19 protein-coding genes and 2 tRNA genes are annotated in these 22,567 nt (G+C 68.7%); 5 read left to right on the top strand and 16 right to left on the bottom strand.

Annotation, left to right across the window (positions count from 1 at the left end):
* Nucleotides 1–16: 16 nt before the first annotated feature.
* Complete coding sequence (locus tag ACFHWU_RS03320; RefSeq protein WP_416550913.1) at nt 17–346, bottom strand: CU044_2847 family protein; 330 nt, start codon at nt 344–346, stop codon at nt 17–19.
* A 126-nt stretch (nt 347–472) separates the two neighbouring features.
* Here ACFHWU_RS03320 and ACFHWU_RS03315 point away from each other — a divergent pair, with 126 nt between their 5' ends.
* Together ACFHWU_RS03315 and ACFHWU_RS03310 are read left to right on the top strand one after the other, a co-directional pair.
* Nucleotides 473–1,414 (top strand): hypothetical protein, encoded by a 942-nt coding sequence (locus ACFHWU_RS03315; RefSeq protein ID WP_416589770.1) that lies wholly within the window; start codon nt 473–475, stop codon nt 1,412–1,414.
* Nucleotides 1,411–4,737 (top strand): ATP-binding protein, encoded by a 3,327-nt coding sequence (locus ACFHWU_RS03310; protein ID WP_416568052.1) that lies wholly within the window; start codon nt 1,411–1,413, stop codon nt 4,735–4,737. Before ACFHWU_RS03315 ends, ACFHWU_RS03310 begins: the two co-directional genes overlap by 4 nt.
* Nucleotides 4,738–4,903: 166 nt before the next feature.
* Here the strand turns inward: ACFHWU_RS03310 and ACFHWU_RS03305 are convergent, their stop codons facing one another.
* From ACFHWU_RS03305 to ACFHWU_RS03285, 5 genes are all read right to left on the bottom strand, one after another.
* The gene (locus ACFHWU_RS03305; protein WP_416550910.1) at nt 4,904–5,938 is read right to left on the bottom strand and encodes a trypsin-like serine peptidase; all 1,035 of its coding nucleotides are present in this window, start codon (nt 5,936–5,938) and stop codon (nt 4,904–4,906) included.
* A 327-nt stretch (nt 5,939–6,265) separates the two neighbouring features.
* Entirely contained in the window at nt 6,266–6,715 is a 450-nt protein-coding gene (locus ACFHWU_RS03300) for a VOC family protein (protein WP_416550909.1), read from the bottom strand.
* A gap of 192 nt (nt 6,716–6,907) precedes the next feature.
* Nucleotides 6,908–7,045: a hypothetical protein gene (locus ACFHWU_RS03295; protein WP_416550908.1), complete on the bottom strand. Its 138-nt coding sequence runs from the start codon at nt 7,043–7,045 to the stop codon at nt 6,908–6,910.
* Entirely contained in the window at nt 7,042–7,278 is a 237-nt protein-coding gene (locus ACFHWU_RS03290; RefSeq protein WP_416550907.1) for a hypothetical protein, read from the bottom strand. Before ACFHWU_RS03290 ends, ACFHWU_RS03295 begins: the two co-directional genes overlap by 4 nt.
* A 5-nt stretch (nt 7,279–7,283) precedes the next feature.
* Nucleotides 7,284–7,748, bottom strand: coding sequence for a hypothetical protein (locus ACFHWU_RS03285; RefSeq protein WP_416589769.1), 465 nt, complete (start codon nt 7,746–7,748; stop codon nt 7,284–7,286).
* 56 nt (nt 7,749–7,804) lie between these two features.
* On the opposite strand from ACFHWU_RS03285, the gene ACFHWU_RS03280 reads away from it, so the two are divergent.
* Together ACFHWU_RS03280 and ACFHWU_RS03275 are read left to right on the top strand one after the other, a co-directional pair.
* Nucleotides 7,805–9,232, top strand: a complete 1,428-nt coding sequence (locus ACFHWU_RS03280) for an acyl-CoA synthetase (protein WP_416589768.1) — start codon at nt 7,805–7,807, stop codon at nt 9,230–9,232.
* Between the two features lie 440 nt (nt 9,233–9,672).
* Nucleotides 9,673–10,710 (top strand): hypothetical protein, encoded by a 1,038-nt coding sequence (locus ACFHWU_RS03275; RefSeq protein WP_416589767.1) that lies wholly within the window; start codon nt 9,673–9,675, stop codon nt 10,708–10,710.
* A 739-nt stretch (nt 10,711–11,449) separates the two neighbouring features.
* On the opposite strand, the gene ACFHWU_RS03270 is transcribed toward ACFHWU_RS03275, so the two are convergent.
* The 6 genes from ACFHWU_RS03270 to gyrB form a co-directional block, all read right to left on the bottom strand.
* Nucleotides 11,450–11,522: transfer RNA gene (locus ACFHWU_RS03270), tRNA-Ala, on the bottom strand.
* Between the two features lie 37 nt (nt 11,523–11,559).
* A complete protein-coding gene (locus ACFHWU_RS03265; protein WP_282233038.1) occupies nt 11,560–11,688 on the bottom strand; it encodes a DLW-39 family protein in 129 nt (42 codons plus the stop codon).
* Between the two features lie 34 nt (nt 11,689–11,722).
* Nucleotides 11,723–11,796: transfer RNA gene (locus tag ACFHWU_RS03260), tRNA-Ile, on the bottom strand.
* Nucleotides 11,797–11,971: 175 nt separating this feature from the next.
* The gene (locus ACFHWU_RS03255) at nt 11,972–12,949 is read right to left on the bottom strand and encodes a DUF3566 domain-containing protein (protein ID WP_416589766.1); all 978 of its coding nucleotides are present in this window, start codon (nt 12,947–12,949) and stop codon (nt 11,972–11,974) included.
* Between the two features lie 3 nt (nt 12,950–12,952).
* A complete protein-coding gene (gene gyrA, locus ACFHWU_RS03250) occupies nt 12,953–15,481 on the bottom strand; it encodes a DNA gyrase subunit A (protein ID WP_416550902.1) in 2,529 nt (842 codons plus the stop codon).
* Between the two features lie 124 nt (nt 15,482–15,605).
* Nucleotides 15,606–17,549, bottom strand: coding sequence for a DNA topoisomerase (ATP-hydrolyzing) subunit B (gene gyrB / locus ACFHWU_RS03245; protein ID WP_278172871.1), 1,944 nt, complete (start codon nt 17,547–17,549; stop codon nt 15,606–15,608).
* A 588-nt stretch (nt 17,550–18,137) separates the two neighbouring features.
* Here gyrB and ACFHWU_RS03240 point away from each other — a divergent pair.
* Nucleotides 18,138–18,698 carry a hypothetical protein gene (locus tag ACFHWU_RS03240; protein WP_416551098.1) on the top strand — a complete coding sequence of 187 codons (561 nt, stop codon included), beginning with the start codon at nt 18,138–18,140 and terminating at the stop codon, nt 18,696–18,698.
* A gap of 64 nt (nt 18,699–18,762) precedes the next feature.
* Here the strand turns inward: ACFHWU_RS03240 and ACFHWU_RS03235 are convergent, their stop codons facing one another.
* From ACFHWU_RS03235 to dnaN, 4 genes are read right to left on the bottom strand one after another with little or no spacing between them, the layout of a single operon-like run.
* Nucleotides 18,763–19,344, bottom strand: a complete 582-nt coding sequence (locus ACFHWU_RS03235; RefSeq protein WP_416550901.1) for a DciA family protein — start codon at nt 19,342–19,344, stop codon at nt 18,763–18,765.
* On the bottom strand, nt 19,334–20,482 hold the full coding sequence (gene recF, locus ACFHWU_RS03230; RefSeq protein ID WP_416550900.1) for a DNA replication/repair protein RecF: 1,149 nt from the start codon (nt 20,480–20,482) through the stop codon (nt 19,334–19,336). Before recF ends, ACFHWU_RS03235 begins: the two co-directional genes overlap by 11 nt.
* Nucleotides 20,483–20,487: 5 nt before the next feature.
* Nucleotides 20,488–21,363, bottom strand: a complete 876-nt coding sequence (gene gnd / locus ACFHWU_RS03225; protein ID WP_416589765.1) for a phosphogluconate dehydrogenase (NAD(+)-dependent, decarboxylating) — start codon at nt 21,361–21,363, stop codon at nt 20,488–20,490.
* A gap of 51 nt (nt 21,364–21,414) precedes the next feature.
* Nucleotides 21,415–22,548: a DNA polymerase III subunit beta gene (gene dnaN, locus ACFHWU_RS03220; protein WP_416550898.1), complete on the bottom strand. Its 1,134-nt coding sequence runs from the start codon at nt 22,546–22,548 to the stop codon at nt 21,415–21,417.
* Nucleotides 22,549–22,567: the final 19 nt, after the last annotated feature.

Here is a 22,567-nt window from a genome sequence, read left to right as displayed (position 1 = left end):
AGCCGCTCCGTCCCGGTCAGCGCCGCATCGTGGTGCCGGCGTCCGGCGGCCCACCCGGATACCAGCCGAGGGTGACTTCGAAGTTTCCTTCAGCCGCCGCCTTGGCGACCACCCAGTTGGTCGTGCCGGTCGCCTTGATGCCGAACTTCACCTCGACGGCGTCCGGGGAGACCGCCTTCACCTGGTCCAACAACACGCTGGCGGCGGCGATGGCAGGTGCGGCGGACTCCCGTACCCAGCCAACGACGTCGCCGACCCCGGCCGGCTGAAAACCAACCGGCGGATCAATCTCGACCATCGCTACCGTCTTGTCGTCGACCTGGTAGCGGACCACTTCGGACTGCACCGCACACCTCCGCTGCCCGCCAGAAACGGGCATAAGACCGCAGCCCGCGCTTTGCGGACCGCCACCCGGGTTGCACCGACCAGCCATGCTGCCTCTCACCGACGAGATTTGGCAACGGTTCTATTCATGATCACTTTCCGACCCCTGCGAACAGGTGTTTCAGGTGACCTCCTGCCCTGCGACATTGAAGATCAACTCATCGCGGAGTGTCAGCTATCTGCGCCGCACGGACGGACCTTGCGCCGATCCGGCGGTATCGGCAGAATCGGCCAGTGCCCAGCCGCCCCCCCCCGGCCCAGCACCCATCTTCCCGGCCACCCCGAGCTATTGATCATCGCCATGTCGATGCGACCGCTCACGCCCCTTGAGGAGCACCGCATGTCGGAGAAGGAACTCACCCTCGTCGAGCGGTGCGTACTCATCAACCTGATGGTCAAGGCCGCTCCACTGCAGCAGAGCTACCTGATCAACGTCGCGGGCGTCACCGGGTTCAAAGCGACCCATCGCCGCGCCCTGAAATCCCTCGGGCTGATCGAGGTGACGGAGAAGCCGATCACCCTGCACCTGACCGACAGCGGGTGGCGGGCGGCCAAGGCGGAGTTGAGCAAGGACGAGCCACCGAAGGGTGCCGGCACCGCCGGTGCGACGCTCTACACGGTGCTCGACTTCGTTCGTCGGCTGATCGACCACTCGGGCGTGCCAGCCGACGACCTGTTCCGGATGCAGTTCAAGCCCAACGAAATCGCTTCCACCACTGACCCGGCAGAGCCGGTCGCGACGCCGGCCAACGGCAGCGAAGCGAGCCAGGTCGACGCGGCCACGCGGATCCGGCGGGCGTACCACGAGCTGATCGACAAGCCCGGCGACTACGTCATGCTGGCCGCGCTGCGGGCCGCGCTCGCCGATCTGTCTCGCGACGATCTCGACGCCGCGCTGATCAAGCTCAACCAGGACCCCGACGTTGACCTGATCCCGGAATCCAACCAGAAGTCACTCACGCCACAAAACCGTGCAGCAGCAGTGAGCATCGGCAACCAGGACAAGCACCTCATTGCCATCTCGTCATGATGACGGAGCAGGAACGGCGCGCCCTCGCCGCGCTCCGGTTCAACTGGGCACCCACCCCGGACGACGTCTGGAAGCCAGCCCCGTTTCACGTCGACGGGCTGCACCACGAAATCGTCCAGCTGGTGATGGAGAGCTTTGCCGAAGCCCACCACACGATCGACTCCAGCCCGGTGGGACTGGCGATCCTCGGGCAACGCGGCACCGGTAAGACGCACCTGCTCGGCGAGGTGCGCCACCGCGTACAGGGAGCCGGAGGCTTCTTTTTCCTGGTAAGCCTGCTGGAGGCTAGCGCCTTCTGGCGCAGCGCGGCGCTGTCGATGATAGATGGTTTCGCTCGGCCGCTGCCCGACGGTACGACCCAGGTGCGCAGCTTCCTTCTCCGGCTGGCAGACAAGATCAAGGCGCCGAGAGCCGTCCGCCGGGCCATCACCGGCGATGGTGAACTCACCCGGCATGCCCTTGATGCCTTTGTTGATCAGATCCGTAAGACCGACCGCCACATCGGCACTGAATGCCAGGACACGGCACGGGCGCTGGTTCTGTTCGCCTCGGACATCGGCACCGCGCAGGATGTCGGCCATGACTTCCTCTGCTCGAACGACGAGGAGGAAGTCGGCGCTCGGACCGACTGGGGTATGCGACGCCACCGGCGGGCTCCCCAGGAAGTGGTTCGCGACACGTCCCGGCTGCTGGCGATGGTTGGCCCGACAGTCGTCGCAGTCGACCAGATAGACCTGCTTGTCGCGCAGTCAGTGAAGTCGACCAGCCTCGAGACCCGTGGTGAGGTCGACTGGCAGGCTTCGCTGCTCCTGGAGCAGGTGGCGACCGGGTTGATGTCGCTACGGGAAACAATGCGTCGCTCGCTGTCAATCGTCTCCTGCCTGCCGCACACCTGGCAGAACATCAAGGAACAGGCCACCGACACCGTGCAGGATCGGTTCCGCGAAGCGGTACGGCTCAAGAAGATTCCGTCGCCGGAGATCGGCCGAGAGCTGGTGGAGAAGCGGTTCGGCCTGGTCTTCGACGAGCTGGGCTTCACCCCGCCGTACCCGACGTGGCCGATTCACCCGTCCGCCTTCGCTGAGGTAATCCAGTTCACGCCGCGCGAACTGCTCCGTCGGATCGACACCCAGGTGCGCTCCTGCCTGGCCGACGGGCAGGTGCGCGAGCTCGCCCACCTGCTGCTCGCGCAGTCCGGAAACGACGGCCCGGCCACGAGGTCCGATGCCGTTTCCACACCCGATCGGTCCGACAAGTCCGAGGTGCAGGGCGCCGCGCAGCCGGTGCCGGCCGAGTCCGACCAGTTCGTCAAGATCGACATCAGCTACGCCGAGTTGATCGAGTCAGCCGAGACCGCAAGCGCGGTGCAGCCGTCCAGCGAGGACCTGAGCGTGCCGGCGCTGCTACAGGCCGGGTTGACCGCGTGGATCGCCGCCCAGGGCGGATCGGCCGCTGAGTTCAGCCTCGACCCGCTGCCGTTCAGCGGCAAGCCGGCTCTGCACGCCCGGTTACGGCGGATGCTCGACGAGGAGACCGAGGACGAAGAGCACTGGTCGTTCCGGGCCGTCTGCGCCCCGCACCACATTGCGGCGCTCAACCGGATCCGCAACGCCATGACCACCGCCGGGTTGACCGAGGGGGTCACCAAGCGGCGACTCTTCCTGCTCCGCAGCGCGGACTGGTCGGCCGGTGCACGTACCCGGGAACTGCTCGACGCGTTCACCAGAGCCGGCGGGCGGACGCTTCCCTTCCCCACCGCGGACATCAGGCGCCTTGCCGCCCTGGAACGGCTGATTCAGCAGTACGGGTTGGAACGGCTGCGGCCATGGTTCGCCACCCGGCAGCCGGCCTCCACCGTCGCCTTCCTACGCGACGCGCTCGATGGCGGTGCCGACGCCGGCAGGTACAGCCATGCTGACAGTCACGACACGACGGCACCAACCGAGCCCGATCCGGCCATGCAACCGGTCGGCCCGCCGGTGCGGGCGGTCGGCCGGGCCTCCGTATCGGTGCGGCCGGCGGCTAGCGGGAACTCGTCCGCTGGTCGAGGGGGGCCCGCCGAGAAGCTGGCGGTGCCGGCCGGGATCGACCCGCCCCAGTTGACGATCGGGTCCGTCGCCGGCCGGGCGGAACCGGTCCGGATGGGCTTGGAGTCACTGCGTCGGCACACGGTGATATTCGCTGGCTCGGGATCCGGCAAGACGGTGCTGATCCGCCGGCTTGTCGAGGAGTGCGCGCTGCGTGGCGTGTCCGCGATCGTGCTGGACCCGAACAACGACCTCGCCCGACTCGGCGATGCCTGGCCGGAGCCGCCGACCGGCTGGGGTCCGGAGGATCCTGATCGGGCTGCCGCTTACCTGGCCGGCACCGACGTGGCCGTCTGGACGCCTGGGCGTCGTGCTGGCCGCCCGCTGAGTTTTCAACCGTTGCCGAACTTCGGTGACGTGCTCGACGACCCCGACGGGTTCCGCGCCGCCGTCGACTCAGCCGTCGCCACGCTCGCGCCACATGCCCGGGTCGACGGCGGCACCGACAAGGCGAGGCTGGGGCGGGCCGTGCTGCGTGAGGCGCTGACCGGGTACGTCCAGAACGGTGGCAGCGACCTGCAGGCGTTCACCGAGCTGTTGAACGATCTACCGGACGGGGTCAGCCAGCTCGACAGCGCGCCGAAGCTGGCAGCAGGCATGGCGCAGCTACTGAAGGCAGCGTTGATCGAGGATCCGCTGCTCGGCGGTGACGGCACTCCCGTCGACCCGGGCACCTTACTCACGCCGCCGCCGGGGCGACACGCCCGCGTCTCGGTGATCAGCTTCGTCGGACTGCCACACGACCACCAGCGGCAGAGTTTTGTCAACCAGTTACAGCTCGCCCTGTTCACCTGGATCAAGCGAAATCCGGCCGGCGACCGGCCACTCGGCGGACTGTTCGTGATGGATGAGGCCCAGACCCTCGCACCATCCGGCTCGGTCACCGCCTGCACCCAGAGCACCCTCGCGTTGACGTCACAGGCCCGTAAGTACGGGCTCGGTCTGGTCTTCGCGACCCAGGCCCCGAAGGCGCTGCACAATCAGATCCCCGGCAACGCTGCCACCCAGTTCTTCGGCCTGTTGACCGCACCTGTGCAGATCGAGGCGGCCCGTGACGTCGCGCGGGCCAAGGGTACCGACATCCCTGACGTCGGCAAGATGGCTACCGGACAGTTCTACGCAGCGGTGGAGGGCGCGCGGTTCGTCAAGCTGCAGGCGCCGATGTGCCTGAGCCACCACCCGCACAGCCCGTTGACGACCGAGGAGGTCGTACAACGAGCCGCTGAGCACCGGTGACCGTACCGGTGACAACGACGTTGGTTCGCGGCGGAGGACAGGCCACGCCAATCAGCGGCTGCCAATCAGCGGATTGGCAGCCGCTGACGGACTGGCAGCGGGGGTAGCCCCGGCCGGATCGGCCGAGGCTACCTTTGGACGGGACGGATAAGGTGGACGGTTCGGATCAGGCCGGCGAAAGGCCTTCGGCGAAGTCGTACAGGCTCTTGATGTCGTTGTCGAAGTACGGGCCGTCGAACTGACCATTGCCCGGGTTGTCACCGTGGCTGACCACGCTGTTGATGTACCCGTAGCCGGTCGAGTCGTTGTATTCCTGCAGCCAGGGTCCGCCGCTGGAACCGTACGTCATGTTGCAGTACATCCGGATCTGCTGACCGCCGGGGTTCCACGTGGTGCCCTGGCAGTAGTACTGGCTCTCACCGCCGCCCAGGTTGGACGGGTATCCGAGAGCGGTGACATAGACGCTGTAGCTGTAGTTCCAGCGCAGTCCGTGGCCACCGACGGTGTCGACGACCTTGGCGCCGAAGATGCCACCGTTGTTCATGATGGCGATGCCCATGTCCTCGGCGAAGCTTCCGCTGGTGATCCACGCGGTACGGGTGTTCAGGCTGTTCGCCACGAAAGTGCCGTACGGCCGCACGCCGTTGCGGTAACGCGGGACGAACTGCCAGTTGCTGTACCACTGTCCGCCAGGGCCCTGGTGGACACAGTGCCCGGCGGTCATCACCAGCCGGCGCTTGCCGCTGGCGACGGTGCTGGCTGAGCAGGAGGCGGTGCCACCGGTGGGGGTGGTGAAGTAGACCTTGCCGACGGCCTGCGACTCGTTGAGCATCAGTCCGACGTCACCGCGGCTGCCGAGGCTCGGCGCGACCGGCGCCACCGCACCCGCCGGCCCGTCGGGCTTGGCGTCGACGATCGTCGATTCGACACCCTTCGCCGACCTCGCGAAGGTCAGGTCGACCGCCGATGCCATCCGCTCCTCGGTCCAGAAGTCGGTGACCTCCTTGGCGATCTTCGCGTTGGTGATCGCCCGGCCGTCGAGGGTGCGGGCGACGGTGCTCGTGTTGCCGTCCGACTTGAACGGCGACGACTCCGCCTGGGCCGCCGGCGCGCCGGTGACGACCAGCGCGAGTGCCAGGCCGGCCATCGCCGACCAGCGCAGTGTGGATTTCAAGAGACCCTCCCTTGTCTTGGTACCCATCTGGGCGCTAGCAGCGTATTGGCAAATTTCCATTGATCACAACGCAAGCAGAATGACTGATCACGGACACTCGCGGAACCCGCCGCCTGAGCTGGGTAGATGCAAACCAGAACCGCTGGATCCAAATTTCACCAAACGCTTCGACATCATGTGATCAGAGAGCGCCACAGAGAATCAGAGATTTCACGTCTCATTTATCCCATAGCATCGCGATATACATCCGAAATACAAGCCATATGAGTTTCCGGAGGCAGCGACGAACATTTGTGACAGGAATCCGACGACGTGTTTCAGAACTGACCGGTAGCAGTCAGAAAAGAGCCCTAGCTAGTTGATCTGATCGACCGGGCCGAGCACGACGGTGCCATCCGACTCGACCCGCCAGCCCGGGTTGCAGGCGACCTCCCAGACCGTGCCGTTCGGGTCGGCGAAGTGCCCGTGGTAGCCGCCGAAGTCGGCCCGCTGGCCCGGGTTGAGGACCGTCCCACCGGCCGCCCGCGCCTCCGCGAGCACCCGGTCGACGTCCTCCGGCGTCGGCACGTTGTGCGCCAGCGTGAACCCGCCCGGCCGGGTCACCACCGCCGCAGCCGGGTCGATGTCGCGGCCGAAGGCGTCCGCGTCGAACAGGCCGAGTATCAGGCCCGGCCCGATCTGAAAGAAGATGATCTCCCCGGGTACGTCGAGCGTCGGACGCCAGCCCAGCCCGTCTCGGTAGAAGTGCCGCGCGGCGGCCAGGTCGGCGGTGGCCACGGTGACGAAGTGAACCTGCTGCCGCACCTGCCGCCTCCCCCGCTTCGACGAACCGGTCCCCAGGCTGTCATGAACAGGACAGCCGCGCGAATCCTGCCAGCCCGGACGGCGCCGGGCGCGACGCAGCAGTCGCTGCTGCTTCTCGATCGCCTCGAAGCCCAGGCCGCGCTGGCCAGCCGCTCGGCGCGGCGGGCCAGCACCCGCAGGTCATGCTCGACGTCACAGGGCCACCGTCACCCAAGGCAGCACCGACCCGAGCACCAGCAGCAGTCCACCGCCGGCCGCCGATCCGGCGGTGAGCAGCCCACGCAGCGGTAGGCGTACCCGGTTGACGAACTTCAGTACGGCGCTCGTCATGACGGCAGCCGGATCAGCAGCGTCACCACCGACGGCAGGCAGCGGGCCGGGCCGGCACCCAGCCGGCGCGGGCCGCTGGACCGCTGTCCCTCCTCCAGCCGCCGTTCATGTTCATGCCGTTGGCACTCCGGTTCGCGCCGGTACGTCTCCTGCTCGGCGCCAGCCCGCTCACCCCACCGGGCACTGCTGGGCTCGGATTCACTCAACGACTGCAACGGCTTGTCCGGATCCATCGGCGTCACCCCCTACCGATCTGGTCACACCCGGGCATCGGCTCACGGTCGCAGTCACGGTCGGGCCCCCGGCTGGTCGCCCGCTGCCGGAGTATCAGGGTGACCAGGCAGACCAGCAGTCCGGCGGCCGGGCCGACCAGACCTGCGGCGGCGGCCCGTCCGTCCGGCTCCGGCGGCAGCGGACCGACGGCGAACCCGGCCACGCCGTCACCGGCGTACCGCTCGGCGTCGGCCAGCGTCACCCGGTACTCACCTGGGACGAGCGCCATCTCACCGACGCTCCAACCGAGCAACTGCGCCGACCCGGTCGTCACCCGGTGGTCGTAACCGAAGGCCGGCCCGACCAGCACCGGCTCGCCGTCGGCCGTCGTCACCTCTACATCGATCAGCCGGGGCGGGGCGGCGTCGATCAGCCGCTGGACCGCGTCGGGGCGGTCGGCCCCGGCGACGGTTCGGCGCAGCCCTGCCACGGACCCGACAATGGACCGGAGCCGGTCCACCCACCGGCAGGAGGAGAGTCGGGAAGATGGCGTTGCTAAACCTCACGCAACCGGCCGGCCGGCCGGCCGCGGTCACCGTCGGCGACCAGTCGATGTCCGGCGACGACCTACTCGAAGCCGCGACGGCCGTCGCCGGGCAGGTCGCCGACGCCGACACCGTCGCAGTCGACGCCACCGCCAGCCTCGACACGGTCGTCGCGCTCACCGGTTGCCTGCTGGCCGGCACCACGCTGGTCCCCGTACCGCCGGACGCCGGCCCGGTCGAACGCGGCCACATCCTGCGCGACTCCGGGGCCCAACTGCTGCTCGGCCCCGACCCGACGATGCCGGCCGGGGGTGGCTCCGACCGGGGCAGGCCCGGCCAGCGTCTGACCGTCGCTCCAGTCGATCAGCCGGGCCACTCGACCGGCCGGACACCCAACGGGCCCGGGCCGGACACTCCCGCGCTGATCCTCTACACCAGCGGCACCACCGGCGCACCGAAAGGTGTACCGGTCACCAGCGCCAACATCGCCGCCGACCTCGACGCCCTCGCCGAAGCCTGGGCGTGGACGCCGGACGACATCCTGGTCCACGGCCTGCCGCTGTTCCACGTACACGGTCTGGTGCTCGGCGTCATCGGCGCGTTACGCGTCGGCTGCCGGTTGGTGCACACCGGCCGGCCCACCCCTGAGGCGTACGCTGCCGCCGGTGGCACGCTCTACTTCGGCGTACCGACAATCTGGTCCCGGATCTGCGCCGACCGGCCCTCCGCACGGGCGTTACGCGCCGCCCGGCTCCTCGTCTCCGGTTCGGCGGCCCTGCCCGCCTCGGTCTTCCACACGCTCGCCGAGCTCACCGGACAGGCACCGGTCGAACGGTACGGAATGACCGAAACCTTGATCACGGTCAGCAGCCGCGCCGACGGCGAGCGGCGACCCGGCTGGGTCGGTACGCCGCTCGCCGGTGTACACACCCGGCTGGCCGGTGAGGGTGGCGAGCAGTTGCTGGCGGACGGCGAAACGATTGGCGAACTGCAGGTTCGCGGCCCGATGGTGTTCGACGGCTACCTCGGCGCCGCCGGGCGCGGCGACTTCACCCCGGACGGCTGGTTCCGCACCGGCGACGTCGCGGCGATCGACCGGGTCGGCTGGCACCGTATCGTCGGCCGTGCCTCGACCGATCTGATCAAGAGCGGTGGTTACCGGATCGGTGCCGGCGAGGTGGAGAACGTGCTGCTGACCCATCCGGCGGTACGCGAGGCGGCGGTCATCGGCGCACCCGACGCCGACCTCGGGCAACGGGTCGTCGCGTACGTGGTGGCCGAGGGCGTGTCCCCACAGTCACTGATCGACTTCGTGGCCACCGAACTCTCCGCCCACAAGCGGCCACGCGAAGTGCGCATCGTGGACGACCTGCCACGCAACGCGATGGGTAAGGTGCAGAAGAAGCTGCTGCACGACGACCGCCGGTAACATCCGGCCACTACCGACAGTAACTACACCGACATCAGCCGTTCGGGTGATGTCGAGCGTTCAGGGCCGGTGCCATAAGTTTTCTTTACTTGCGCCTCAAGAAATCATCATTTCTGGCGCTGAAGTTGATTCTTGATTGAACCGCTCCCTAACGTGTGCGTATGGCCTGGGACGACCAGTCGTCCGCTCCCGGTAAACCCCCGCCGGCACCGTCGTACCCGAGCCTAATACAGAAATCACAGCATGGTGAGCATTCGGAAGGTGTGCACATGGGACAACCGGCTCACAGACGCGCCGCCAGACCCGCGAAGGGCGGACGGGCGCGCCGCGCCGCCATCGCGGTCGCAACACTGTCCGCCTTCGGGGTCCTGATCGCTGTCAGTCAGATCTCCAGTGCTGGAACGGATCGCAAGGCTAGCGAGCAGGTCAACGGACTCGATGTGCTCGGTACCGGATGTGACGACAGCTCGTTGGAGCCGCACGACGGTTTCCAGGTGGGCAGCCGCTGCGTCTCGACAGCGTTCGGCGAGGTCGGTGCGGCAGAGCAGAACCCGACGCTGCTGATCACCGAGTCGCCGGAATCGGTCGGCGTCGGCGAACCGTTCCAACTACGGGTCAGCACCCGCAATCTGGTCCGGGACCGCTTCCTGCCGGCGGCTCAGGGCGGGTACTACGTGGAGTCCGCGCTGCTGACCGGTGACGGGCTGACCCGCGGCCATTTCCACACCGCCTGCCGAATGCTGACCAGTACCACCGAGGCACTCGACCCGGAGCCGGTGCCGGCCTTCTTCGTCGCGACCGAGGACGGTGGCGGCGGTGCCGAGCCGGATGTGGTCACCATCCAGGTGCCCGGGCTGCCCCAGGAGGGGATCGCCCAGTGCGCATCGTGGGCCGGTGACGGATCGCACCGGATCCCGATGATGCAGCGGGCCAACCAGACCCCGGCGATCGACGCCGTCCGTATCGAGGTCCGAGCCGGCGGAGCGGAGGAACCGCCCGCTGAGGAACCACCCGCTGAGGAACCACCCGCTGAGGAACCACCCGCTGAGGAACCACCGGCCGAGGAACCACCCGCCAACGAACCGCCCGCCGAGGAACCACCGGCCGAGGAGACACCGGCGCCGGCCAGCCCCGAGGCGGAGATCACCGACGATCCGGCACCGCCGACGCAGGACGCCGAGCCCACGCCGGAGCCGACCGAGCCCGCTGCCGAAGAGGAAAACGAAGCCGACCCGACCCCAGAGCCGACCGCACAGCCGAGCGCGGACCCGAGCCCGACTGCCGCCGCCGGCGGAATCAATGCGCCGGCCGTGGACAACCTCGCAAACGAAGCGGACGCTGACGAGTCAGCCAGTCCGCTGGCACTGACCGGTGCGAACACAATGAACTTCCTGGTCGTCGGCCTGGTGCTGATCGTCGGCGGAGTGATTCTCGTCCACCTGACCCAACGTCGCCGCTATCCGAACCGGGAGCGCTGACGGTCAACAAGCCCACACCGCACAGCTGTGCCCACCACGCTCGACCGCGCGGTGGGCACAGCTGTGCCGCCCCAGATCGTCGTCCGGCGCACGGCTCAGGCGCTGAGCTGGACCGTCAGCTGGTAGTCGTCGATCAACCCGGTCAGTACGCTCACGCCTGCCTGGTCGGCCACCTGCCAGACCACGGACACTACCTAGTTCCCCTGGCCTACCCGCCGGCAGGCCTGGGTGGCGTTGGACTGCCCGATGTCCGTAGTGAACACCAGACTGCCCGATCGTTGCGCAGCTGCGTGCGCGACTCGGCGCACAGCCCGCAGAACCCAAGCCGGCCGCGCTGGTGTTCGCCACGCGGGACGGCAGCCCACTCAGGCGGTCGAACCTTCGTCGACAGGTCTGGCGTCCAGCGCCGAATTGCTGGCCAAGTTCGCGACCGAGCGGGAAGCCGTCGACCAGGTCGCGCTCAAGGCCGCTGGCGGGCTCCGCTTCCACGACCTGCGGCACTCGTATGCCACGTGGCTCATCAGCGACGGGGTACCGGTCAACGCCCGTTCAGCGGGTGATGGGGCGCGAACGCGCGTCAACGACTCTCAACCTCTACGTGCACCCGTCTGCCGACCACGACGACGTACGGGACGTGTTCGGCGACTTCTGCTGACGATTCGCTGATTCTGGTTCATGGCCCGGCTGGTCAGCGTGACCAAGGTCAATGCCCTGGCACACTGACCAGCCAAAACGTGGGTGGAGCCAAGGGGACTCGAACCCCTAACCCCTGCCTTGCAAAGGCAGTGCTCTGCCAGTTGAGCTATGGCCCCGAGCGGTCCCGCGCCAACGGTGCCGACCGCCGTCGAATCAGCGAAGGTCAGGAGCGGTGGTCGCCTCGTGCCAGAGGGCACGCTCGTCGCTGGTCTCCTTGACCTTCTTGGCGATCAGCGCGGCTACGCCGATGACCCCGGCGATGATGAGGAGCTTCTTGACCATGGGGCGTGTCCCCTTACGCTCGACTGTCGTGGAGTGGGGCTAGCTGGAATCGAACCAGCGACCTCAGAGTTATCAGCTCTGCGCTCTAACCGACTGAGCTATAGCCCCGTACGCGACGAGCAAGGTTACCGCACCCGTGCCCTACACCCCAACTCGGGGCGAAAGCCACCGGCGTCCCGGCGAACGGAGCGCCGGACCATGGGGAGACTACCGGATCGCGGACGGCCGGGGCCAATGGGTATCGACCCGCCCGGCCGTCCTCCACTTCCCTGCGTGGGCCAGGTCAGTCCCGCTCGGCCAGGGTCAGTTCGATCCCGCCGACCAGGTCGGCGCAGACGTTGTAGATGAACGCGCCGAGCGTCGCCAGCGCGGTGTAGAGCACCACGTTGATCAGCCCGAACAGCGCCGCCGTCCCGATCACGCCCTGGGCGGTGATCCGCAGGCTCGGACCGTCCCCGGCTCCGGTGCCGATCAGGTCACCGAGGCTGGCGTTGACACTCTGGAACACGCCCATCGCGTCGAGCGCCAGGTAGAGCACCGAGGTCGCGACGATCACCACGATGAACAGCACCAGCGAGACCGCGAACGAGAACTTCATGACCGACCAGGGGTCGATCCGCTTCAGGTTCAGTCGAGCACGACGAGGCCCTCGCGAGGCAGCCGAGCTGACCCCGGCTCGCGCGGTCCGGGCACCGTCCGGGCCGACTCGCGCCGCGCCGGCGCCGGCACCACCGATCGTGCGTACGGTCGGCGAACCCAGCCCGGTCCGCGAGCCGGGGGTGGCCGTTCCCACCCGGGCCGTGCCGCCGATGGTGCCGAACTGCCCGGTGGGTCCGAGCCCACCGCCCGGTCGGGTGCCACTTGCCGCAGTGGCGCCGAGCGCTCCACCGGTGAATCCGCTGCCGGAGCTGGCCGGCGGAGCGGATGAAACAGGAGGTGCCGACGTCACAGGAGGTGCCGATCTTCCGGAAGAGGCGGAGCTGCCGCCGAGCTGAGTGGCGCTGTCGCCGGTGCCGCCGGCGCGGGTCGAACCGTCGACGGAGTCGCCGGTGTCACCGGCTGAGTCGTCGGCAGGTCTGTCGGGCGGGGGAGGCATCCCTGGCGCCCGGGTGAACTTGGGCGACGGCGAATCACCGGGCACGCTGGCCCGGCCGACAGCGGCGCGGCCGGTGGCCGTTGATGTGCCTCCGGCGGCGGATTCCTCGTCGACCGGAGCCGCCGAGGATCCTGTGCCCCCCGACTTCGCCTGGGTCTCCGTCATCAACTAGTCCTGTTCGTCAGGCTCGTCGGCATTGCGAGCAATGGCCACGATGGTCACGCCGTCTGGGAGGTCCATGAGCTTGACCCCCATTGTGTTCCGGTCCCGGGTACGTCGTACAGGCTTCACCGGGGTCCGGATCACGCCACCGTTGCTGGTGATCGCGAAGAGTTCGTCGCCCGGACTGATGACGACCGCGCCGACGAGACCACCGCGGCGCTCGGTGATCTTTGCAGTCAGCACGCCCTTACCTCCCCGGCCCTGCACCGGATACTCCTCGATCGGAGTACGTTTCGCGTACCCGCCGTTGGTGGCGACCAAAACATCCAGGTCCATCCCCTCCCGGACGACCGCCATGGCGAGCAGCTCGTCGGTGTCGGTGAACCGCATCCCGATCACCCCCGACGTGGCCCGGCCCATCGGGCGCAGCGCCTCGTCGGTCGCGGTGAACCGAATCGCCTGGGCGTTCTTGGAGACCAGCAGCAGGTCGTCGGCCCCGCCGGCGAGAGCCGCTCCGACCAGTTCGTCGGCGTCCCGCAGGTTGATGCCGATGATGCCACCGGACCGGTTCGAGTCGAACTCCTCCAGCCGGGTCTTCTTGACTAGGCCGTTGCGGGTCGCCAGCACCAGGTAGGGCGCCACCTGGTAGTTCGGGATCCGGATGACCTGGGCGATGTGTTCGTCCGGCTGGAAGGCCAGCAGGTTGGCCACGTGCTGCCCCCGGGCGGTACGCGACGCCTCCGGCAACTCGTACGCCTTCGCCCGGTAGACCCGGCCCTTGTTGGTGAAGAACAGCATCCAGTCATGGGTGGACGCAATGAAGAAGTGGCTGACGATGTCGTCCTGGCGCAGCGTCGCACCGCTGACGCCCTTGCCGCCCCGGCGCTGCGAGCGGTAGAGGTCGACCTTGGTCCGCTTGGCGTACCCGGTGCGGGTGATGGTGACCACCACGTCCTCACGGGCGATCAGGTCCTCCATCGAGACCTCGCCGTCGAACGGCACGATCTTCGTCCGCCGCTCGTCGCCCCACTTGGCGACGATTTCGCCGAGCTCCTCCGAGACGATCCGCCGCTGCCGCTCGGGCTTGGCCAGGATGTCCTTGAGGTCGGTGATCTCCAGCTCGATCCGGGCCAGCTCGTCGATGATCTTCTGCCGTTCGAGGGCCGCCAACCGGCGCAGCTGCATGTCCAGGATCGCGGTGGCCTGGATCTCGTCGACGTCGAGCAGCCGCATCAGGCCCTGCCGGGAGTCCTCGACCGTCGGCGACCGCCGGATCAGGGCAATTACCTCGTCGAGCATGTCCAGCGCCTTGACCAGACCGCGCAGGATGTGCGCCCGCTCCTCGGCCTTGCGCAGCCGGTACGCGGTGCGCCGCCGGATCACGTCGATCTGGTGCTCGACGTAGAACCGGATGAACTGCGCCAGGTTCAGCGTGCGTGGCACCCCGTCGACCAGGGCCAGCATGTTGGCGCCGAACGTCTCCTGCAGCTGGGTGTGCTTGTAGAGGTTGTTGAGCACCACCTTGGCGACGGCGTCGCGCTTGAGCACCAGCACCAGCCGCATGCCGGTACGCCCGGACGATTCGTCGCGGATGTCGGCGATCCCGCCGATCTTGCCTTCCTTGATCAGCTCGGCGACCCGCTCGGCAAGGTTGTCCGGGTTGACCTGGTACGGCAGCTCGGTGACGACCAGCGACGTCCGGCCCTTCTTGTCCTCCTCGACCTCGACCACGGCGCGCATCCGGATCGACCCGCGACCGGTGCGGTAGGCGTCCTGGATCGGGGTGGTGCCGACGATCAGACCGGCGGTCGGGAAATCCGGACCCTTGACGATCTCGATCAGTGCGTCGAGCGTGGTGGCCTCGTCGACCTCCGGATTTTCCAGGCACCACTGCACCGCCGCCGCGATCTCCCGCAGGTTGTGCGGCGGGATCTTGGTGGCCATGCCGACCGCGATGCCCTCGGAGCCGTTGATCAGCAGGTTGGGGATCCGGGCCGGCAGGATCACCGGTTCCTTGGCCCGCCCGTCGTAGTTGTCCTGGAAGTCGACGGTGTCCTCGTCGATGTCCCGCAGCATCTCCATCGCCAACGGGTCGAGCTTGCACTCTGTGTAGCGCATCGCGGCTGCCGGATCGTTGCCCGGGGAGCCGAAGTTGCCGTTGCCGTCGACCAGCGGGTACCGCAGCGACCAGGGCTGCGCCATCCGGACCAGCGCGTCGTAGATGGCCGAGTCGCCGTGCGGGTGGAACTGGCCCATCACGTCGCCGACGACCCGGGAGCACTTGACGTAGCCCCGGTCCGGCCGGTAGCCCGAGTCGAACATGGCGTAGAGGATCTTGCGGTGTACGGGCTTGAGCCCGTCCCGTACGTCCGGCAGCGCCCGCCCGACGATCACGCTCATCGCGTAGTCGAGGTACGAGCGCTGCATCTCGACTTCCAGCCCGACCGGCTCGATGCGGTCGTGGCGGGCGACCGCCGCCGCAGCGGCTGCCACGGGATCCGGCTCGCTGCCAAAGGACTCGGGAGTATCCGTCACAGTTAACCCTTATCAACCTTTAAACCGTCGTACCGTGCTGGACAACGGCTGTGGAAGCTGGCGAAGTTGCTGATGACGCGGCCGGGCCGGCACCGGTTCGGGGGTCGCCCGGCCGCGCGGGGCGCTAGATGTCCAGGAAGCGGACGTCCTTGGCGTTGCGCTGGATGAAGGAGCGCCTCGCCTCGACGTCCTCACCCATCAGAACGCTGAACAACTCGTCGGCGGTTGCGGCGTCGTCCAGAGTCACCTGACGCAGCGTACGCGTCGCCGGGTTCATCGTCGTCTCCCACAGCTCGGGGTAGTTCATCTCGCCCAGGCCCTTGAAGCGCTGGATGTCGTCCGGCTTGGCGTTCGGCTTCTTCTGCTGGCGCAGCACAATCAGTCCGTCGCGCTCCCGGTCGGAGTACGCGTACTGCGCGTCGTCGCCCTTCCGGTTCCACTTGATCTTGTACAGCGGCGGGGCGGCGAGGTAGACGTGGCCCAACTCGACCAGCGGACGCATGAACCGGAACAGCAGGGTCAGCAGCAGCGTCTGGATGTGCTGGCCGTCCACGTCCGCGTCGGCCATCAACACGATCTTGTGGTAGCGCAGCTTCTCGATGTCGAAGTCGTCGTGGATGCCGGTGCCCAGCGCGGTGATCAGCGCTTGGACCTCGTTGTTCTTCAGCACCCGGTCGATCCGGGCCTTCTCCACGTTGAGGATCTTGCCCCGGATCGGCAGGATCGCCTGGGTACGCGGATCCCGCCCCTGCTTGGCCGAGCCGCCGGCCGAGTCGCCCTCGACGATGAAGACCTCCGACTCGCGCGGATCGGTGGACTGGCAGTCGGCCAGCTTGCCCGGCATCGACCCGGACTCCAGCAACGACTTGCGCCGGGCCAGCTTGCGGGCCTGCTGAGCGGCGATCCGGGCGCGGGCCGCCTGGGTGGCCTTCGTGATGATCATTTTGCCTTCGGCCGGGTTACGGTCCAGCCAGTCGACGAGCCACTCGTTGCAGACCCGCTGCACGAAGCTCTTCACCGGGGTGTTGCCCAGCTTGGTCTTGGTCTGGCCCTCGAACTGCGGGTTGGCCAGCTTGACCGAGATGATCGCGGCAAGCCCTTCCCGGATGTCCTCGCCGGAGAGCTTCTCGTCACCCTTGAGCAGCTTCTTGTCCATGGCGTACTTGTTGACCACGCTGGTCAACGCGGATCGGAAGCCCTCCTCGTGGGTGCCGCCCTCGTGGGTGTTGATGGTGTTGGCGAAGGTGTAGACCGACTCACCGTATGATTCGTTCCACTGCATGGCGATTTCGACCGACATGCCCTCCTCCTCCGCGCCGAACTCGACCACGCTCTTATGGATCGGGTTCTTCGAGGCGTTGAGGTGGCGGACAAAGTCCGAAATGCCACCCTTGTAGCAGAAAGTCACCTCACGGTGCTTCCCGTCGTCATCAGCCACCCGCTCGTCCCGCAGCTGAATGGTCAGCCCACGATTGAGGAAGGCCATCTCCTGCAACCGGCGGTAGATCGTCTCGAACGCGTACTCGGTGGTTTCGAAGATCGACGGATCCGGCCAGAAGGCGACCGCGGACCCGGTCCGGTTCGTCGCCTCGCCCTTGTCCAGCGGCGTCGGTTTCGAGTTGGCGTACTGCTGCCGCCAGACGTGGCCGTCCTTGTGGATCTCGACCTCCATCTTCACGGACAGCGCGTTGACCACCGAGACACCGACCCCGTGCAGACCGCCGGAGACCGCGTACGCCTTACCGTCGAACTTGCCGCCGGCGTGCAGCACGGTCAGGGCGACCTCGACACCCGGCTTCTTCAGCTTGGGATGCAGGTCCACCGGGAAACCGCGGCCGTTGTCAGTGACCCGCACCCCGCCGTCGGCGAGCAGCACCACCTCGATGGTGTCGCAGTGCCCGGCCAGCGCCTCGTCGACCGCGTTGTCCACGACCTCCCAGACCAGGTGGTGCAGGCCGCGCTCACCGGTCGACCCGATGTACATGCCCGGTCGCTTGCGGACCGCCTCGAGACCCTCCAGCACGGTGATCGACTCGGCGCCGTACTCCTGGTTGTTCTGCGCTGACACCCTCAGCCACTTTCTCGCACCTCTGGGCCGCGACGGCACAGGGGCGCGGGGTTCGGCGAATCTTCCGACGGCGGACGGACGCGAACCGGCACCATGGCCGACAACCCGCATCTTCCGGGTGGATCGCCGACGGGTGGCGAAACGCGCCGTACGCCGCAGCAGACCCGCGGATCACGAACGGCTGGGCCCCGTACGGTCTGGCGATCACGGCTGCTGGTGGTCACCTCGTCGGTGATCCTGCCAGGCGGGCTCCGGATCGTCGCGCCGCGCGGGTCTCCCTCGTCTCTGTCTCCGATCCTACTGTGCCGAGCCGACATAACCGGGACGCGGCACCCCCGTAAAGCGGCTGAGAGGTTCGTAGCCGGCCGCACCCCACCCACCGCGACCACCCCCACACGCATCAGATCCGTCATTCGGACGGCCACGGGGCACCGCAACGTCGGTCCGGCGGCCCGCTGGGCCACCTGAAGGTGAAACGACTACCCGGATGCCGCTACAGTGCCGCTACCGCACAGGCTCGCACCGGACAGCAGCATCTCGGATGCGCACCCGGCCCGGGCCACCAGCTGGAGAAGGGTGACGCTTGCGATGGGGCTGGACAACGTCGCGGTGCAATGGCCACGGGTCGGCGAATTCTACGAACCGGTCGCACCGGCCGAGTTCGTCGACTTCGACAAACTGGCGGAGCAGGCCGACGTCGCGGCGCCGACCGCCGCGCTCGCCGGTTACATCGCGAAGACCGGCAGTGTCCGGGCCACCGCCTACACCGAGCTGGTGGACCTGCTGCTGGGGCTGACCGGAGTGCTGTACGCCACCGAGGCAGCCGCCGAGGACGAGGACCCGGTGATCGACCCGGACGGCTGTGCCTGGATCGCCGGCGGCCTGGAGCGGTTCGTCGACGGCCATGACCGGTACGGCGACACCGTCACCTTCGACACGGTCGGAGCGGTGCTGCGCGACGCCCTCGCCGGGGCCCGGCTCGCCGAACAGCAGCTGCGCTGGCTGGCCAGCCGGCTCGACGCGCTACGCGACGACGCCGGTGACGCGCCGCAGTGGAGCTTCCCCCGGTCGGAGCTGGCGGTGCTGTCCCGCTTCTACCGCCGCTGCGCCGACCGCGGCTTCGCCGTCTACGCCGACGCAGAAGCCTGATTTCGGGCGGCCGGCGTCTTCCGGGCGACCGGCGTCGGCCAGGGAGCGGACCGGCCGGATGGGATCAACCGTACGTGTCCCGCGGGCCACGACCGCGGACCCGCCGCGGACCCTTCGACCAGGACGGCGCGGCCGGGCCGTGGATGTGCAGTTTCGTCACCACGTTGTGCCCGACCTCAGCGGCGATCTGGCGCAGCAACGAGCGGGCGAGCAGACGTAGCTGGGTCGCCCACGCGGTCGACTCCGCCTCGACCGTCAACTCGCCGTTCTCCAACTTGACCGGGCGGCTGTGCTTGGCCACCTCCGGCCCGACCACCCGTTCCCAGGCACCGAAGACGGTCGCCTCGGCAGCCGGCCGTTGCCAGCCGCGCGCCTTGACCAGCCGGGCCAGCACGTCGCCGAACAGCTGGGGATCACGGGGGTCCGGCCCCGGACCCGAGTAGCCGCGCAGTCGTCGGCTGCCCGACCCGGCTCCCCCCGCGTCACTGCCGCCACCGGTCCGGCGGCGGGGCCGATTCGCCCCCCGACGGGCGCGGGCCGCGTCAAGCACCGCCCTGGCCAACTGCGGGCCGGTGGACGGCGGTGGCAGGATCGGTGGCTGGTTGGCAGCCTGCGCCGACTCACCGTGCTGCGGCTCATCCGACATGGCGTACCTCCCCGCGGCTGACCTCGAAGCGTGCCCCGCGCAACGCTACCGGGACGTCCTCGGCCACCGCGCAGGTCACCAGCAGTTGGCTGGCCCCGGCGACCAACTCGGCGAGCCGTTCCCGGCGGCCGCTGTCCAGTTCGGCGAACACGTCGTCGAGGACCAGGACCGGCTCGATGCCTTCCGCGCGGAGCAGGTCGTACGCGGCCAGCCGCAGCGCCAGCGCGCAGGACCAGGATTCGCCGTGGCTGGCGTACCCCTTCACCGGCAGGCTGCCGATCGTCAGATGCAGGTCGTCGCGGTGCGGACCGACCAGGGTGACGCCACGGTCGACCTCACTGCGGCGGGCCTCGCCCAGCGCGGCCAGCAGCGCTGACTCCAGCATGGACCGGTCCGCCGCCGGCGGCACCGTCCCGGCATCCGGCAGCTCGATCGACGGCCGGTAGCTGATGCCGGCCGCCGCGCTGGTGGCCGCCACCGCGTCGTACGCCTTGGCCACGTGCGGGGCAAGCGCGGTGACCAGCTCCAACCGGCCGGCAAGCAGCTCGGCTCCGTGCCGGGCCAGATGGGCGTCCCAGACACTTAGCGTGCTCAGGTCGCCGCCCCGGTCACCACCGGTCTTGCGGGCCAGGTACGCGCTGCGCAGCAGCGCGTTGCGCTGCTTGACCACCCGGTCGTAGTCGGCCCGCACGCCGGCGAACCGGGGCAGCCGGGTGACCAGCAGCTCGTCCAGGTAGCGGCGGCGTTCGGCCGGGTCGCCCCGGACGATCTCCAGATCCTCGGGGGCGAACAGCACCAGCCGCAGCGCACCGATCACCTCCCGTGCCCGGCGGGTCGGCGACCGGCCCAGCCTGGCCCGATTGGCCCGACCCGGCACGATCTCCAGTTCGACCAGCAGCTCCCGTTGGTCGTGCACGACCAGGCAGCGGATGATCGCCGAGTCGGCGCCGACCCGGACCAGCGGCGCGTCGGTGGCGACCCGGTGGCTACCCAGCGTCGCCAGGTAGCCGAGCGCCTCGACGAGGTTGGTCTTGCCGACCCCGTTCGGCCCGACCAGCACGCTGCCACCCGGTTCGAAGGTGAGCTCGACCCGCTGGTACGAGCGGAAGTCGATCAGTTCGAGACGGCGAACGTACACGGAGGTCAGGGGCTGGACTGCACGGCGTGCCCGCCGAACTGGTTGCGCAGGGCGGCGACCGCCTTCATCGCCGGAGAGTCGTCCTGCCGCGAGGTGAACCGGGCGAACAGCGACGCCGCGATCACGTTCAACGGCACCCCGAGCCGGATCGCCTCGTCGACCGTCCAGCGCCCTTCGCCGGTGTCCTCGGCGTACCCGCGCAGCGCCGCCAGTTGGGGGTCCTCGTCGAGCGCGGAGTCCAGCAGATCCAGCAGCCAGGACCGGACCACGGTGCCGTCCCGCCAGGACTTGATCACCCCGGGCACGTCGGTGATCAGCTCGCTCTGCAGCATCAGCTCGTAGCCCTCGGCGTAGGCGTGCATCAACGCGTACTCCACGCCGTTGTGGACCATCTTCGCGTAGTGTCCGGCACCGACCGGGCCGGCGTGCACGAAGCCGTGCTTCGCCGGCGGCTTGAGCGTCTCGAAGATCGGCATCATCCGCTGGACGTGCTCGGCGTCGCCGCCGACCATCAGCCCGTACCCAGCCTGCCGGCCCCACACCCCGCCGGACACCCCGACGTCGAGGTAGCCGACGCCGTGCTCGGCCAGCCGGGCCGCGCGCGGCCCGTCGTCGCTGAACCGCGAGTTGCCGCCGTCGATCACCAGATCGCCGGCGTCGAGCAGGCCGCACAGCTCGTCGACGACCGACGACGTCACCTGGGCCGGGACCATCATCCAGACGGCCCGCGGAGCGGCGAGCCGGTCGACCAGCTCGGCGAGGCTGGCGACGTCGCTGACCGCCGGGTCCCGGTCATAGCCGTACGCCTGGTGACCGGCGTCGCGTAGCCGGTCCCGCATGTTGCCGCCCATCCGGCCCAGGCCGATGATGCCCAACTGCACGGTGTGCCCCCTTCGTCGCTGCCCGATCGTCGCCCACCGGGTGTCCCGGTGTTACCGGGTTACCCGGATCGGCATGATCAAATAGCGGTAGCCGGGGATGATCTGATCGTCCTCACCGGCCGGCGAGATCACTGCGGGCTTGAACGCGTCGACGAAAGTGAACACCGCCGTGGCCGAGCCGAGGTTCTGCAGGCCGTCGATCAGGTACTGCGGATTGAACCCGATGGTCAGCGGCTCACCGGTGAACGCGGCCTCCATCGCCTCGCTGGCCCGCGCCTCCTCGGTGTTGCCGGCCTCCACGACGAGCCCGTCCGCGCTGAAACTGAGCAGCACCGGGGTGGTGCGCTCGGCGACCAGGGCGACCCGGCGTACCACCTCGACGAGAGTACTCACGCCCACCCGGGCCTCGGCGTTGTGGCTGCTCGGGAAGAGCGACCGGACCGGCGGGTAGTTGGCACCGTCCAGCAGCCGGCTGGTGGTCCGGCGGGTGCCGCCGGCAAACCCGATCATGCCTTCGCCGGCCCCGCCGTGTGCCAACGCGATGGTGACCTCGCCGCCGATCGGACCGAGCGTCTTGGCTGTGTCGGCGAGGGTACGGGCGGGCACCAGCGCGTTCAGGCTGATCTCCGGATCGTCCGGCTGCCAGTCGATCTCCCGGATGGCCAGCCGGTACCGATCGGTGGCGAGCATGGCGAGCCGGGTGCCCTCGAGTTCGACCCGGACCCCGGTCATCATCGGCAGCGTCTCGTCACGGCCGGCGGCCACCGCGACCTGGGCGACCGCGGCGGCGAACGTCGGGGCGTCGACCCGGCCGGCGCTGGCCGGCATTTCGGGCAGGGTCGGATAGTCCTCCACCGGCATGGTCGGCAGGGTGAACCGGGCGCTGCCGCAGACCAGCTCCAGATGCGCACCGACCGCCGCGATGTCGACCGGCTTGGCCGGCAGCGACTTGGTGATCTCGGCGAGCAGCCGACCGGAGACCAGGGCCGAGCCGTCCGCGTCGCCCTGCACGTCGACGGTCACCTGGCTGGAGACCTCGTAGTCGAATCCTGAGACCTGCAGGGAACCGTCGGTGACCCGGAGCATCGCGCCGGCCAGCACCGGCACCGACGGCCGGTTCGGCAGGCTCTTGGCCGTCCAGGCCACCGCGTCGGCGAGCGCATCGCGCTCCACCCGGAACTTCATCCCATGCCTCCGCACTTCA

It is taken from the genome of Micromonospora sp. LOL_015, from assembly GCF_048060275.1.
In the GTDB taxonomy this organism is placed as follows: Bacteria; Actinomycetota; Actinomycetes; order Mycobacteriales; family Micromonosporaceae; genus Micromonospora_E.
Note: the sequence above shows the minus strand (reverse complement) of the source record. Positions and strands in the feature narration are given on the sequence as shown.

Excerpts from the sequence above, each read along its gene's own strand:
- dnaN (WP_416550898.1), bottom strand. The coding sequence starts at position 22,548 with ATGAAGTTCCGGGTGGAGCGCGATGCGCTCGCCGACGCGGTGGCCTGG.
- ACFHWU_RS03315 (WP_416589770.1), top strand. The coding sequence starts at position 473 with ATGATCACTTTCCGACCCCTGCGAACAGGTGTTTCAGGTGACCTCCTG.
- ACFHWU_RS03280 (WP_416589768.1), top strand. The coding sequence starts at position 7,805 with ATGGCGTTGCTAAACCTCACGCAACCGGCCGGCCGGCCGGCCGCGGTC.
- ACFHWU_RS03265 (WP_282233038.1), bottom strand. The coding sequence starts at position 11,688 with ATGGTCAAGAAGCTCCTCATCATCGCCGGGGTCATCGGCGTAGCCGCG.
- ACFHWU_RS03255 (WP_416589766.1), bottom strand. The coding sequence starts at position 12,949 with ATGACGGAGACCCAGGCGAAGTCGGGGGGCACAGGATCCTCGGCGGCT.
- ACFHWU_RS03290 (WP_416550907.1), bottom strand. The coding sequence starts at position 7,278 with ATGGATCCGGACAAGCCGTTGCAGTCGTTGAGTGAATCCGAGCCCAGC.
- ACFHWU_RS03240 (WP_416551098.1), top strand. The coding sequence starts at position 18,138 with ATGGGGCTGGACAACGTCGCGGTGCAATGGCCACGGGTCGGCGAATTC.
- ACFHWU_RS03310 (WP_416568052.1), top strand. The coding sequence starts at position 1,411 with ATGATGACGGAGCAGGAACGGCGCGCCCTCGCCGCGCTCCGGTTCAAC.
- ACFHWU_RS03235 (WP_416550901.1), bottom strand. The coding sequence starts at position 19,344 with ATGTCGGATGAGCCGCAGCACGGTGAGTCGGCGCAGGCTGCCAACCAG.
- ACFHWU_RS03295 (WP_416550908.1), bottom strand. The coding sequence starts at position 7,045 with ATGACGAGCGCCGTACTGAAGTTCGTCAACCGGGTACGCCTACCGCTG.
- ACFHWU_RS03305 (WP_416550910.1), bottom strand. The coding sequence starts at position 5,938 with ATGGGTACCAAGACAAGGGAGGGTCTCTTGAAATCCACACTGCGCTGG.